This window comes from Actinoplanes sp. TBRC 11911, from assembly GCF_012933445.1.
Classification (GTDB): Bacteria; Actinomycetota; Actinomycetes; order Mycobacteriales; family Micromonosporaceae; genus Actinoplanes.
On the sequence record NZ_JABBNC010000018.1, the window covers coordinates 58,868 to 72,113 of the forward strand.

Here is a 13,246-nt window from a genome sequence, read left to right on the forward strand (position 1 = left end):
CGCCGCCACGACCGCGCCGATCGCGCACCGGTGAGGCCATTGCGGCGACAAAATGGCGGCGGTGACCCCCGGCTGCCAGGGCCAGGGGCACCCACGTCTTAGCGCGAGCGGCTCGCCGCCCGACCGGCCCGGCGTGCGAGCGGCTCATTCCGTGAGCGGCTCATCGTGTGAGCGGCTCATCGTGTGAGCGGCTCATCGTGTGAGCGGCTCGGCGTGCGAGCGCCTCGGCGTGCGAGCGCCTCGGCGTGCGAGCGGCTCAGCGGGCCAGTGAGAGGCCGTTCTTGTCCTCGAACTTGCCGATCGCGATCATGATGAAGTCGATCAGCGTCCAGATGCCGAACCCGCCCAGCGTGATCAGCATGAGGATGCCCGTGCCGACCTTGCCGACGTAGAAGCGGTGGACGCCGAGCGTGCCCAGGAAGAACGAGAGCAATAGCGCGGCGAGCCAAGACTTCGTGCCGGTGGCGGGGGCGGTCTGAGTGGCGGTCATGAATCTATGTCTCCTCTGTTTAGCGATACGTCGAAATAAATCGACGCACCATAACGGGACACCACGCACCCAGGCAAGATCGAACGCGCAGGGGTAACCTGCGGTCCATGCAGCCCACCACGAAGCTGGAACGCCGCGTGGTCACCGCTGCCGAGCAGGCGTTGACCCGGCAGCGGTTCGTGAGCCCGCTCGACGTGCTGACCGGCATGGGGTGGGTGCCGCCCGGGCTGGTGACGGACTGGCGACAGGGCCGCGCGCCACACCTGGAAGCGATCGCCGCCGTGTCGCCGGAGCGGCTCGCCGACGCGCTGGAGGTCTTCCACCGCTGGGTGCGCGGCCGTGAGCTGCGCCCGAGCGAGATCGCGTACGTGGCGGCGACCCGTGACCGGCGGCCGCTGCGTTTCACCGAGGCCGGTGACGCCGCGCTGGAGCTGACCTACCGCACCCATTGGACGCCGGCCGACCTGCCGGAACGCCGGCGCGAGCAGATCGCCAGCCGGCAGAGCAAACCGCCGGACCTCGTCGTGGTGCAGCCGGCGCGAGAGTTCACCTGCGCCGGATGCGGGCGCACCGACGGCGACATGCTGATGATGGACGACGCCGGCCCGCTCTGCCTCACCTGCGCCGACCTCGACCACCTGGTGTTCCTCCCGGCCGGCGACACGGCGCTGACTCGCCGCGCCCGCAAGGCCAGCCGGCTCGCCGCCGTGGTGGTGCGGTTCAGCCGCTCCCGCCGGCGCCACGAACGGCAGGGCCTCCTGGTGGAGCAGGCCGCGATCGAGTTGGCCGAGCAGCAGTGCCTGTCCGACGAGGACGCTCGCGCCCGCCGCCGGGATCGCGAGCGGGTGCGGCGCGAAGCCGCGGACGAGTCGTTCCAGGAGGAACTGGCCAACGAGATCGGCCGCCTGTTCCCCGGCTGCCCGGCACCGCGAGCAGCCGCGATCAGCCGGCACGCCGCGGTCCGCGGCAGCGGCCGGGTGGGCCGCAGCGCCGCCGGCCGCGCCCTCGATCCCGACGCGGTGACGCGCGCCGTGGTGGCGTCGGTACGGCACGAGGACACCGCCTACGACGAGCTGCTGATGGCCGGCGTGCCGCGCGAGGAGGCCCGCGACCGCATCCGCGCGGACATCGACCGGGTCCTCAACGGCTGGCGCCGCTGATTAGACGGTCGGCGGCCGAGGTGCGTCCGCGAGTTCGACGAGCGCCCGTTCGGCGAAATGCAGCCCGCCCGCTGTGATCGCGGTTCCCCACGCTTCGATCAGCCGCGTCGCTGCTTGGGCACGTTCAGCCGAGGCCGCACTTCGGCCGACGTGGTGCGCATCCTGCGACCGCTTTGGCCGGTTTGTGCGGCCAGCCCGGGATCGTTTCGGCCGGTTTGGGGGACCGGCGCGGGATCGTTTCGGCTGGTTTGTGCGGCCGGCCCGGGATCGTTTCGGCCGGTTTGTGCGGCCGGCGCGGGATCGTTTCGGCCGGTTTGTGCGGCCGGCGCGGGATCGTTTCGGCCCGTTTGGGTGGGCGATCCGCGATGGTTTCGGCTGGTTTGTGCGGCCGACCCGGGGACCGTTTCGGCCGGTTTGGGTGGGCGCACCCGTTACGCAACGTGGCCACGAGGCTGCGGAAATCATCGCGGTCGCGCGGCGGTCCGGTAGCTGGACGGCGTTTCCGCCATGTGGACAAACGCGGCCACATCGTGGACTTTTGGCGAACCTTGGAGAGTTGCGCCCACATACGAGCCATAACTCTCCAAGGTTCACATCTGGCCGGGAAAGCCCGCCGGGCGAAACACGCATTGCGTGACAAAAGCTCTATCCATAATGGACGACGGTCCCACATCGCGGACGGCGGGTCCAGAAAGTGGTCGCCGGTCTCAGCAGGCGACCGCCCGTCCCACGGAATGGAAGCGCCGCGCCAGCCGTGCGGACCCGGCGGCCCGACCAACCCGCCCGATAACCGAAATATCGGATATGCGAGGCCGACGAGTAGCGCGCAACGCGTTCCCCGGGCACTGTGCCGAACCACGTGACTCGGGCCGACCCGCGTCGGCGCGCGTCATCTGGATCGGCGCCCGTCATCCGCGTCATCCGCGTCATCCGCGTCATCCGCGTCACCCGCGTCGGCCCGCGTCGCCCGCGTCGCCCGCGCCACCCGCGTCGGCCCGCAGATTCGCGCAATGGCCGCCGGCACCGCCCTGAGGCCACCGCAATCTGGCACAACCGCAGCACCGGACAGCCCGCGCCAAGCTCGCTGCTCGCCGCCGGCCACTGACTCGGACCAGGACCTGTTCGCCTAGAAGGTGCGCTTCACGTCGAGGTTGTGGAAGCGCGGGCCACTCGTGCACAACGCCGCCATCTCCTTCGCGAACGAGTCGGTCTCCGGGCGCTCGTTGTTCTCCATCGCCATCTCGTAGGACGGGAACTCCACGATCGTCAGGAACCGGCTCGGGTTGTCGCGGTCCTGCGTGATGGTGAGCCGGAAGCCGGGCGGCGCCCCGCCCATCTCGCTGCGACGTGCCTCCCCGAGCGCCCACATCTCGTCGGGCCGGTCGGTCTCGTACTCGATGATCTGGATGAAGCTCATGCTGCCTCCCACCCTCGGCCGATTTCCGGAAATTACCAGCTCAGCGGTGATCGAGACGGGCTCGACGGCCATTCGGCCCGATCGGATGACCGGCCCCACCGGTCATCCGATGGTCGCGAGGTGCCGCAGATCGTCCCGGTTCCCGGACAAGGTGATCGTCAGCAGACCGTCGTGCACCGCGAGTTCGACGCATTCCGTGCTCCGGTCCAGCAGCCACCCGGCCGGTCGGCAGCCGTGGCCCCAGCCGCGGGATATGACGTGCTGGCGTACCTCGGCCCACAGGTCGTCGCCGGACTGCCCCGGACGGCCGGACGCGGTGATCGTCCGCGAGCACGATGCCGAGCCGCAGTCGCCGTCACCGGTCGGCTGGACCGTGGCGTGCAGGCCGTCCGGCAGCGGCAGCACTCCGCCGGTCGCCGGATAGAAGGGCCCGGGCCGCCACGCGACCAGCCCGGCCAGCACGGTCAGCACCAGCCAGGCGGCAAAGAGAGCGCTCACCCGGCGCCGCTCGATCGCGTGGCCGGCGACCACGGCGGACAGACTCAGAACCAGCCACCCCAGCGAGATCTCCACGGTGCCGCGCGGCACGAGGTAAATCGTCACGCCGGCGATCACGGCCAGGCCGGCGATGGTCGCCGAAACCGTCCACCGGGTCCGCGGCGCGCGCGACATTGCGATCCACAGCACCAGCAGGGGTACGGACAGTAACAACGTCAGCAACATACAAACGATCTTGCAAACCGTCCGCAAGAGACGGACGCGCAAGGGACGGACGTCGGATCAGGCCAGGAAGTCGGTGATCAGCCCGGCCAGAATCGCGGGCTGCTCGATCACCATCGCGTGCGACGCGTCCGGCAACCGGACGGAGCGCAGGTTCGGCACCGATTCGACCTGCTCCAACACCCATCCCCGGTACGCCTCGAAGAGGTCACCGAACGGCTCCTGCTCGGGAAGATTGCGGGTCGGGAGCACGATCATCGACGGGCAGGTCGTACCGGCGTACCCGGAATGAATGTCGAAGGAAGTCATCAGCTCGCGCAATTGAGCCGTGGTCGCGGCCGACGGGCGCAGCGACGTCTCGCCGAACTCGTGCACCAGATTGCGGCGGAAGCCCTCGATCCACACTTTTTCGTTGGCGCCCATGTCGCGGGCCGCCATCTGCTCGCTCTCCACCAGGTCGGGCAGCTGTTCCGCCTCGATGACCCGCCCGGCCGAGGCCGCCTCGGCGTCGGAGATCTCCCGCAGCCGCTCGAGCTCGGCCGCGTGCCCGCCCACCTGGTCGAAGCTGGTGGGCGGCGGCGTTCCGTCCAGGCTGACCACACCGGGTGCCTCCGGGTGCCGCTGACCCCACAGCGCCGCGATCATCCCGCCCAGCGAGTGACCGACCACGGCCGGCCTTTCCAGATCCATCTGGACGCACACCGCGGCCAGGTCACCCAGCACGGCGTCCCACGTCCAGGTGCCGTCCCCGGAGCGGCCGTGGCCACGCAGGTCCACCGTGATGACCCGGTGGTGCGGGCGCAGGGCGCGGGCCAGCGTGGTCATCGTCGCGAGGTTGCCGCCTTCGCCGTGCAGCAGGAGCAGGGGAGGCTGGTCGCCGCCGAAGTCACGCACCGCCAGCGGCAGCTCACCGGCGTCGATGAGACGGTCATTGATCACAGGATGAGCCTAGTTGTAGGCCGACCCTGGCTTCCGCGCGGAACACGCGGTCGGTACCGTGTGCCCGAATCGAGGGAGGATGCCACCGTGCGTTCGCGTACCGTCCTGCTCGGCGCCGTCGCGCTGCTCACGCTGGCCGGCTGCAACAACCGCGGGAAGCTCGACACCGATCCGCTCCCCCCGATCCAGCAGGTGGAACAGCCCGCGGCGTCGGCCGGCGGCGCGTGCATCCTCTGGGACTACAGCTTCATCAACGACAAGATCGGCGTCACCTTCGACGTCGCGGCGGCCGATCAGGTCGACGACACGTCCATCTGCGTGGTGCAGACGGTGGACGCGCAGTGGCCGGACCTGTCCATCTCGATCGTCGAGAGGACGCAGGCCAACGCCAAGCAGTTCCTGGACGATCTGAAGCCGGCGAAGGCCACCACGCTCAAGGGGCTGGGCCAGGCCGGTTACCGGCTGAACTCACCGGCGAGCGGGGGTCACGGCCCGGTGGTCGAGATCGGCTGGCTGAGCCAGGCGAAGCAGCTTCAGACGCTGCGCTTCACCTTCGCGAAGACCGCGCAGGCCGCCGACGTCACGACGATGGACGACAACCTGCTCGAGCTGGCCAAGGCGATGGACACGACCACCTGAGGCCGGGTCAGTGACCGGCCACGAACACCCGGGACGCCACCTCGCGCGGCAACCGGATCTTGTCGCCGGAGCGGTCGATCGTCACGCCGTCGCGCTCCTGGGCCACCGTCACGGACGCGCCCGGGTCGATGCCGGCGGCGTGCAGCTGGCGCAGCACGTCGGCGTTGGTCTGCACGCTCTCGCAGATGCGCCGGACGACGACGCTGCCGGACAGGCCCGGGAACGCGAGGTTGCGCTCGCCGGTCATGCCCTGCTGGAAATCGGCGGTGTCGTCGAGCACGTCCAGGCCCGGGATCGGGTTGCCGTACGGCGAGCGGGTCGGCTTGTTGAGCAGCTCGTACACCTTCTTCTCGACCGAGTCGCTCATCACGTGCTCCCAGCGGCAGGCCTCGTCGTGGGCCTCCTCGTAGGGCATCCCGATGACGTTGACCAGCAGCAACTCGGCGAGCCGGTGTTTGCGCATGACCGCGACGGCGGTGTCCCGCCCGTCCTCGGTGAGCACGAGATGGCGGTCACCCTCGACGGTGAGCAGGCCGTCTCGCTCCATCCGCGCGACGGTCTGGCTGACCGTCGGGCCACTCTGATGCAACCGCTCGGCGATGCGCGCACGCAGCGGCGGAACGCCCTCTTCCTCCAGCTCGAGGATGGTGCGCAGGTACATCTCGGTGGTGTCGACGAGATCGTTCAAAGTTATCTTTGACCTTGCCCTGATTGGCGTACCGGAGACCGCAAGTGTCTCACGAACAGCAACCGATCAACCACCAGGACACCCGCGAATCCATGAGTGCGACAAAGTAACCCAAATGTGCATCTACGTCCAGCTCGCGAGTCAGCTGGTGCGGGGGCCGCAGACGTTCGACGTTTGGCATGCTATGTCTCATGCCTAGATGTCGTATCGCTAGCGGGGTGGGGTCGAATCGAGGCTGTTGTTCGCCGACCGGACCGGCCTGCCGGCCAGCGTCCGACAACGTGATCCGCCATCTCACCGCCCTTCGAGGGCGGCGCGGAACCGTCGTCAACACGGTGGAAAGGGCCCGCCATGGATGAGGCTGTGCCGCTGCGCTGTGTCATCTACTGCCGGATCTCCCAGGACCGCGAGAGCGATGAGAAGGGTGTCACCCGACAGGAAGAGGACTGCCGGGCGCTGGCTCTCGCGCATGGATGGGAGGTTGTCCGTGTATTCGTCGACAACGACCTGTCCGCCTCGACCCGGTCGAAGAAGAAGCGGCGCGGCTACGACTCCATGATCCGCGCAGTCAACGCCGGGACCGTGGACGTGATCGTCTCCTACTCCAACGGCCGGCTCACACGGAGGCCATTGGAGCTGGAGGACCTGATCAAGCTCCACGAGCAGACGAACGTGCTGATCCATACGGTCAAGAGCGGAAACGACGATCTCAGCACTGCTGACGGCCGGATGGTTGCGCGGATCAAGGCGGCGGTTGACGCGGCTGGGCCAACGACGGAAACGTGGCGAGAACGCTGCGGAATCCTCGGATCGCCGGCCTGGTGGCGCACGACGGGAAGATCGTCGGCGAGGGAAAGTGGCCGGCAGTCATCTCGCGGGCCGAGCACGAGGCCATCGTTGCCGCTCTTGGTACGAGAGGCGAACCATCCCGGGCGACCGGAACCAGGGCGCGCAAGTACCTGCTCCCAGGGTTCGTGTACTGCCTGTGCGGCTCTCCGATGTCGGCGCAGGTCTACGACGGTGGCCCCGGCAAGAAGTGGGGTGGCCTGAACCGCTACATCTGCGTCAAGCAGCGAGGAGGGTGCGGCAAGTGCGCGCGCTCGCGTCCGTGGCTGGACGACGTGGTCCTGGAGTACGTGGCTGGCGCGATCGAGGGCCGGACTAGCGTCCCGGCCGAGCGGGATGACGACCCCAATCCCGCAATCGAGGACGAGATCCGCGAGCTTGAGGTCGAGATCCGGCGAGTCCAGGGCGGGCAGGCGAAGGGCATCTACACCGACGACGCTTGGACGCGCCGCCGATCGACTCGATCGCTATCGTTCCTACGCAGCGGCGCTACGGCTGAGCCGACTGGCAGACTTCAACCTGACCGCGCTGGCCTGCGCCTCGAAGGCGGCGCCGTGGGAGCATGGCGGCATGGTGGACCGGACGACCGCGGTGGTGTGGGACCCAGCCCTGCTGAGCTACGACATGGGCGCGCACCCGATGAATCCGGTCCGGATCGAGCTGACCATGGCGCTGGCCCGCGATCTCGGCCTGCTGGACCGGCCGGGTGTTCAGGTGATCACCCCGAAACCGGCCACCGAGTCGGATCTGACGCGGGTGCACCGTGCCGACTACATCGACGCGGTGCGTGCCGCTCCGGACGATCCGTTCTTCTCCGGGTGGGGGCTGAACACTCCGGACAACCCGGTGTTCGACGGCATGCACGACGCGTCCGCGCGCGTCTGCGGCGCGACCATCGCCGCGGCCGAGGCGGTCTGGCACGGCTCGGCGACCCGGGCCGTGAACGTGGCCGGCGGCCTGCACCACGCGATGGCCGCGCGGGCGTCCGGCTTCTGCGTCTACAACGACCCGGCGGTCGCCATCGCCAAGCTGCTCGACCAGGGCGCGCAGCGGATCGCGTACCTGGATGTGGACGTGCACCACGGCGACGGCGTGCAGGCGGCCTTCTACGACGACCCGCGGGTGCTCACGGTCAGCCTGCACGAGACGCCGCTCGCGCTCTTCCCGTGGAACAGCGGGTTCGCCACCGAGACCGGGGGCGGCGGCGCCGACGGCACCGCGGTCAACGTGCCGCTGCCGCCGGGCACCGGGGACGCCGGCTGGCTGCGCGCCTTCCACGCGGTGGTGCCGTCGGTGGTCCGCGCCTTCGCCCCGGAGATCATCTTCAGCCAGTGCGGCGCCGACGCGCACTTTCTCGACCCGCTGGCCGACCTGGGGCTGTCCGTGGACGGGCAGCGCGCCGCGTACATGGCGATGCGCGACCTCGCCGACGAACTCTGTGACGGGCGCTGGGTGGCTACCGGTGGCGGCGGGTACGCGCTGGTCGAGGTCGTGCCGCGAGCCTGGTCGCACCTGCTAGCGGTGGCCACCGGCGAGCCACTGGACCCGGCGACGCGTACGCCGGAGACCTGGCGCCGGATGGCCGGGCAGCGCTGGCCGTCGGCCGAGCCGCCGCGCAGCATGACCGACGGCCGCGACCCGGTCGTCGAGCAGTGGACCCCGGGCCTGGGCGACGACCCGGTGGACCGGGCGATCCTCGCCACCCGCCGAGCCGTGTTCCCCCTGCACGGCCTCGACCCCGACGACCCACGCGACTGAAGGGGGAAACGCCGTGCAGAACGTGCTGCTCGCCGACGGGAGCGCCGTCGGGCTGCGCGAGATCCGGCCGGACGACGCGCCGGCCATTCTGGACTTCCACTCCCGGATGAGCGAGCGCACCCGCTACCTGCGGTACTTCTCCCCATACCCGAGCATCCCCGAGCGCGACCTGGAACGCTTCGTCAAAGTCGATCATCAGGATCGCGAGGCGTACGTCATCGAGGTCGCCCAGCAGATCATCGCGGTCGGCCGGTACGAGCGCCTCGGTCCCGGCTCGCCGGACGCCGAGGTGGCGTTCGTGGTGGAGGACGCCTACCAGGGCCGCGGCATCGGCTCGGTGCTGCTGGAACACCTCGCCGAGAAAGCCCGCGAGCACGGGATGAGCCGTTTCGTCGCCGAGGTCCTCCCGGAGAACCGCGGCATGCTGCGCGTCTTCAGCGACTTCGGCTATCAGGTGCAGCGCACGTACGCGGACGGGGTGGTGCACCTCAGCTTCCCGATCGCGCCGACCGAGCGGTCGCGCCAGGTGCAGGAGTCGCGCGAGCACGTCACCGAGGCGCGCTCCATCGCCCGGTTGCTGGCGCCGCGGGCGGTCGCCGTCTACGGCGCGAGTGCCAGCGGGCAGGGCATCGGCGCCGCGATGCTGGGCCATCTGCGCGACGGCGGTTACACCGGGACGATCGTGCCGGTGCATCGCCGGGCGAGCCGGGTGGCGGGGCTGGAGGCGTACCGCTCGGCCGCCGACGCCGGGGTGACGGTTGATCTCGCGCTCATCGCCGTGCCGCCGGAGGGTGTCGCGGACGCCCTCGCCGACGCCGCCGCGAGTGGTGCCGGCGGGGTGGTCGTGGTGTCCGCCGGGTTCGCCGAGGCCGGCGCCAAAGGCGCCGAGGCCCAGCACGAGCTGATCGAGAACGCGCAGGCCGCGGGGTTGCGCGTGGTGGGCCCGACCAGCATGGGGGTGGCCAACACCGATCCCTCCGTACGCTTGAACGCCACGCTCGCACCCGCACTCCCGGCTCCCGGGCGGGTCGGGTTCTTCAGCCAGAGCGGCGCGCTCGGTGTCGCGCTGCTCAAGGAGGCCGACCGCCGTGGGCTGGGCCTGTCCAGCTTCGTCTCGGCCGGCAACCGTGCCGACGTCTCCGGCAACGATCTTCTGCAGTACTGGCAGGACGACCCGCGTACGGACGTGGTGCTGCTGTATCTGGAGACGTTCGGCAACCCGCGCAAATTCGCTCGCCTGGCGCGCCGGATGAGCCGGATCAAGCCGGTGGTCGCGGTGGCCTCGGCGACCCGGCCGCGCGGGCTGCTCGGCGGCCGTCCGGTGCCCGACGCGGACGCGGTGACCGCGCTGTTCGCCCGCTCCGGCGTGATCCGGGTGGACACCGTGCAGGAGTTGTTCGACGTCGGGCTGCTGCTCACCCACCAGCCGCTGCCGGCCGGGCATCAGATCGCCGTGGTGGGCAATTCGTCGGCGTTGTCCGAGTTGGCGGTGGCCGCGTGCCGGGCGAACGGCCTGAGCGTCGCCGAGGGCTATCCGCACGACGTGAGTCCGCAGGCGGGTGCGCGCGAGCTGGCCGTCGCACTGTCCGCCGCGGCCGCCGACAAGAACGTGGACGCGCTGGTCGCGGTCTTCGCGCCGCCGCTTCCCGGGCAGCTCGCGGACGAGAGCGGCGACTTCGTGGAAGCGGTCGCCGACGTCGCGCGCGACGGCGAGAAGCCGATCGTCTCCACCTTCCTGCTGGGCAGCCTGCCGGCCGGGGTGCCCGCGTATCCGTCGGTCGAGGAAGCGGTGCGGGCGCTGGCGCGGGTCGCGACCTACGCGGACTGGCTGCGGCGGCCGCCCGGCGTGCTTCCGGAACTGTCCGGCGTGGACCCGGACGCGGCGGATGTCGAGGCGCTACCGTCGGAGTTGCTCGCCGCGTACGGGATCGATGTGGTCCCGTCGACGCTGGCCGGCTCGGACGCCGAAGCCCTGGCCGCGGCGGATCGCCTGGGATTCCCGGTGGCGCTGAAGGCGGCCCGCGGCGCCTTACGACATCGAATAGACCTGGGTGCCGTACGCCTCGACCTCGCCGACGAGGACGACCTCCGCACCGCCTACGCGTCGTTGGCGCGCTCGTTCGGACCGGACGTGCTCGTGCAGTCGATGGTCGCCCCGGGCGTGGCCTGCACGATCGAGGTCCGCGAGGATCCGTGCTTCGGCCCGATCGTCGGTTTCGGACTGGGCGGCGTGGCGAGCGAACTGCTCGGCGACGTGGCGTGGCGCGCGGCTCCGCTCACCGACCGCGCCGCGTCCGCCCTGGTCGACGAGCCGCGCGCGGCCCCGCTGCTGCGCGGGTACCGAGGGTCGGCGCCGGTGGACCGGGCCGCCCTCATCGACCTGCTGCTGCGGGTGGGCCGTCTCGCCGACGATCATCCCCGGATCCGCTCGCTGACCCTGAACCCGGTGCTGGCCCGGCCGGACGGCTGCTCGGTGCTGCACGCCGCCGCCGAAATAGGACCGGCGGCGACCCGTGCGGACACGGGACCCCGCCGGCTCCTTTAGCTCGCGTACGCCTCCAGGCGCGACGCCCGCTCCGGGTCGCGCAGCTTCAGCATCGTGACCTTCTCGATCTGGCGGATCCGCTCGCGGCTCAGCCCGAACTCGCGGCCGACCTCGTCCAGCGTGCGCTGGCGCCCGTCGTCGAGGCCGAAGCGCAGCCGGATCACCGCGGACTCGCGCTCGGACAGCGTGGCCAGCACGATCTCGACCTCGTTGCGCAGCTCGCCGCGGCCGGTGGCGCCCGGCTGGTGCTGGTCGGCGGAGGCCACGAAGTCGCCCAGTGCGCTCTCGCCGTCCTCACCGACGGCCTGGTCCAGGCTGACCGGCTCGCGGTCGTACGAGATCAGCTCGATGACCTGGAACTCGGGCACGCTCATCGCCTCGGCGATCTCTGCGATGCTCGGTTCCCGGCCCAGCGACGCGGCCAGGTCACGACGGGTGCGGACCATGCGGTTGACCTGCTCGACCATGTGCACCGGGATGCGGATGGTGCGGGCCTGGTCGGCCATGGCGCGGGTGATGGCCTGGCGGATCCACCAGGTGGCGTACGTGGAGAATTTGTAGCCCTTGGTGTAGTCGAACTTTTCGACCGCGCGGATCAGGCCCAGGTTGCCTTCCTGGATGAGGTCGAGGAAGGCCATGCCGCGGCCCGTGTAACGCTTCGCGATGCTCACGACCAGCCGCAGGTTGGCCTCCAGCAGGTGGTTCTTCGCGACCTTGCCCTCGGCGACGATGATCGCGAGCAGCGGCGCCAGGTCGGGCCCGGCGGCCGGCAGCTTCTCGTCGGCGTACAGGCCGGCCTCGATCCGCTTGGAGAGATCGACCTCCTCGACCGCGGTCAGCAGCTTGGTGCGCCCGATGCCGTTCAGGTAGGCCCGGACCAGATCGGCGGAGGCTCCGCGCTCGTCCGTCGCGTCCAGGTCGGTCAGGAGCTCGACACCGTCCGCCATGCTGTTGTCAACGGCTTCCGCCGTCGTGGACTCCGACGCCTTCATCCTCAGGACCACCTTCAGTCCCCTCCCCGCTGATAACCGTCTGCGTACCCAGCCCCACTGCGTGCCGGTGATCGATAGCTTGGCCCTGAACGCGTTAAACCGAGGTGAGCCAAGCGTCCAGGTGGCACAAATCAGGGAGAACCCTGACGTCGTCAAGCCGACAAGCGGTCGATTCCGTAACTGGGTTGTCGCCGAACGCCGATAATGTTGTTCACACGTCGCCGAGGAGGATTCGGTTCATGGTCTTCAAAAAGATGTTGCAGGCGTTAGGCGTGGGCGGCCCGTCGGTCGAGACGGTGCTCGCCAATCCGAACTGCCGGCCCGGCGGGTTTCTCGAGGGCCAGGTGCACGTCGCCGGCGGCGATCACGCGGTCGACGTGGAATATCTCGCGATCGGACTGATGACGCGCGTCGAGGTGGAGAGCGGCGACGCGGAGTACAACCAGAACCAGGAGTTCCACCGCCAGCGCCTCACCGGTTCGTTCCGGCTCGAGCCCGGCGCGCGCCACGACGTGCCGTTCCGCTTCGACGTGCCGTGGGAAACGCCGATCACCGAAGTGGCCGGTCAGCACCTGCACGGCATGACGATGGGCCTGGCCACCGAGCTGGAGGTGGCGCGCGCGGTGGACAAGTCCGATCTGGACGCTGTCGCGGTGCACCCGTTGCCGGCTCAGGAACGCATCATGGAGGCGTTGCAGCGCCTGGGTTTCCGCTTCAGCCGCGCGGACGTCGAGCGCGGCCGGGTGTACGGCGTGCCGCAACATCTGCCGTTCTATCAGGAAATTGAGTATTACCCGCCGTCGCGCTACGCCGGCGGCATCAACCAGCTCGAGCTGACCTTCATCGCGGCGCCGCGGCATCTGCAGGTGGTGCTGGAGCTCGACAAACGCGGCGGATTGTTCACCGAGGGGCATGACGCGTTCGGAAACTTCACCGTGGAGTATGCGACGGTGGATCAGGTGGACTGGTCCGCACAATTGGACAATTGGCTGACGCAGTCGGCGCGGCGGCGGGGGCTCTTTTAAATTTCGAGCACCCGCGGTCAAGTTTCG

Annotated in this window: 12 protein-coding genes; 6 read left to right on the forward strand and 6 right to left on the reverse strand. The window is 69.8% G+C overall.

Features of this window, described 5'->3' with window-relative positions; translation table 11 throughout:
- Positions 1 to 256: 256 nt before the first annotated feature.
- Positions 257 to 490 (reverse strand): TM2 domain-containing protein, encoded by a 234-nt coding sequence (locus tag HH310_RS23510; protein WP_169177786.1) that lies wholly within the window; start codon positions 488 to 490, stop codon positions 257 to 259.
- A gap of 107 nt (positions 491 to 597) precedes the next feature.
- Between HH310_RS23510 and HH310_RS23515 the strand changes: the two genes are divergently transcribed.
- Entirely contained in the window at positions 598 to 1,650 is a 1,053-nt protein-coding gene (locus HH310_RS23515; RefSeq protein ID WP_169177787.1) for a DUF2293 domain-containing protein, read from the forward strand.
- 1,126 nt (positions 1,651 to 2,776) lie between these two features.
- On the opposite strand, the gene HH310_RS23520 is transcribed toward HH310_RS23515, so the two are convergent.
- From HH310_RS23520 to HH310_RS23530, 3 genes are all read right to left on the reverse strand, one after another.
- Positions 2,777 to 3,067, reverse strand: a complete 291-nt coding sequence (locus HH310_RS23520; protein ID WP_169177788.1) for a hypothetical protein — start codon at positions 3,065 to 3,067, stop codon at positions 2,777 to 2,779.
- A gap of 102 nt (positions 3,068 to 3,169) precedes the next feature.
- Complete coding sequence (locus tag HH310_RS23525) at positions 3,170 to 3,790, reverse strand: hypothetical protein (RefSeq protein WP_169177789.1); 621 nt, start codon at positions 3,788 to 3,790, stop codon at positions 3,170 to 3,172.
- Positions 3,791 to 3,847: 57 nt separating this feature from the next.
- Positions 3,848 to 4,726, reverse strand: a complete 879-nt coding sequence (locus tag HH310_RS23530) for an alpha/beta fold hydrolase (RefSeq protein ID WP_169177790.1) — start codon at positions 4,724 to 4,726, stop codon at positions 3,848 to 3,850.
- A gap of 87 nt (positions 4,727 to 4,813) precedes the next feature.
- On the opposite strand from HH310_RS23530, the gene HH310_RS23535 reads away from it, so the two are divergent.
- Positions 4,814 to 5,365 (forward strand): hypothetical protein, encoded by a 552-nt coding sequence (locus HH310_RS23535; protein ID WP_312034278.1) that lies wholly within the window; start codon positions 4,814 to 4,816, stop codon positions 5,363 to 5,365.
- A 7-nt stretch (positions 5,366 to 5,372) separates the two neighbouring features.
- Here the strand turns inward: HH310_RS23535 and HH310_RS23540 are convergent, their stop codons facing one another.
- Positions 5,373 to 6,053 (reverse strand): metal-dependent transcriptional regulator, encoded by a 681-nt coding sequence (locus HH310_RS23540; RefSeq protein ID WP_169177791.1) that lies wholly within the window; start codon positions 6,051 to 6,053, stop codon positions 5,373 to 5,375.
- 351 nt (positions 6,054 to 6,404) lie between these two features.
- Here HH310_RS23540 and HH310_RS45850 point away from each other — a divergent pair, with 351 nt between their 5' ends.
- From HH310_RS45850 to HH310_RS23555, 3 genes are all read left to right on the forward strand, one after another.
- Positions 6,405 to 7,103: a recombinase family protein gene (locus HH310_RS45850; RefSeq protein ID WP_169177792.1), complete on the forward strand. Its 699-nt coding sequence runs from the start codon at positions 6,405 to 6,407 to the stop codon at positions 7,101 to 7,103.
- A 369-nt stretch (positions 7,104 to 7,472) separates the two neighbouring features.
- Positions 7,473 to 8,657: an acetoin utilization protein AcuC gene (locus tag HH310_RS23550; protein ID WP_169177887.1), complete on the forward strand. Its 1,185-nt coding sequence runs from the start codon at positions 7,473 to 7,475 to the stop codon at positions 8,655 to 8,657.
- Positions 8,658 to 8,670: 13 nt separating this feature from the next.
- Entirely contained in the window at positions 8,671 to 11,202 is a 2,532-nt protein-coding gene (locus HH310_RS23555) for a GNAT family N-acetyltransferase (RefSeq protein ID WP_169177793.1), read from the forward strand.
- Here HH310_RS23555 and sigB read toward each other — a convergent pair.
- Positions 11,199 to 12,149, reverse strand: a complete 951-nt coding sequence (gene sigB / locus HH310_RS23560) for an RNA polymerase sigma factor SigB (protein ID WP_169177888.1) — start codon at positions 12,147 to 12,149, stop codon at positions 11,199 to 11,201. The genes HH310_RS23555 and sigB overlap by 4 nt on opposite strands.
- Before the next feature lie 284 nt (positions 12,150 to 12,433).
- Here sigB and HH310_RS23565 point away from each other — a divergent pair, with 284 nt between their 5' ends.
- Positions 12,434 to 13,219 carry a sporulation protein gene (locus HH310_RS23565; RefSeq protein WP_169177794.1) on the forward strand — a complete coding sequence of 262 codons (786 nt, stop codon included), beginning with the start codon at positions 12,434 to 12,436 and terminating at the stop codon, positions 13,217 to 13,219.
- Positions 13,220 to 13,246 lie beyond the last annotated feature (27 nt).

Bases quoted from the DNA above. Each gene is read 5' to 3' on its own strand.
- HH310_RS23510 (WP_169177786.1), bottom strand. From the start codon at position 490: ATGACCGCCACTCAGACCGCCCCCGCCACCGGCACGAAGTCTTGGCTC.
- HH310_RS23515 (WP_169177787.1), top strand. From the start codon at position 598: ATGCAGCCCACCACGAAGCTGGAACGCCGCGTGGTCACCGCTGCCGAG.
- HH310_RS23520 (WP_169177788.1), bottom strand. From the start codon at position 3,067: ATGAGCTTCATCCAGATCATCGAGTACGAGACCGACCGGCCCGACGAG.
- HH310_RS23525 (WP_169177789.1), bottom strand. From the start codon at position 3,790: ATGTTGCTGACGTTGTTACTGTCCGTACCCCTGCTGGTGCTGTGGATC.
- HH310_RS45850 (WP_169177792.1), top strand. From the start codon at position 6,405: ATGGATGAGGCTGTGCCGCTGCGCTGTGTCATCTACTGCCGGATCTCC.
- sigB (WP_169177888.1), bottom strand. From the start codon at position 12,149: ATGGCGGACGGTGTCGAGCTCCTGACCGACCTGGACGCGACGGACGAG.
- HH310_RS23565 (WP_169177794.1), top strand. From the start codon at position 12,434: ATGGTCTTCAAAAAGATGTTGCAGGCGTTAGGCGTGGGCGGCCCGTCG.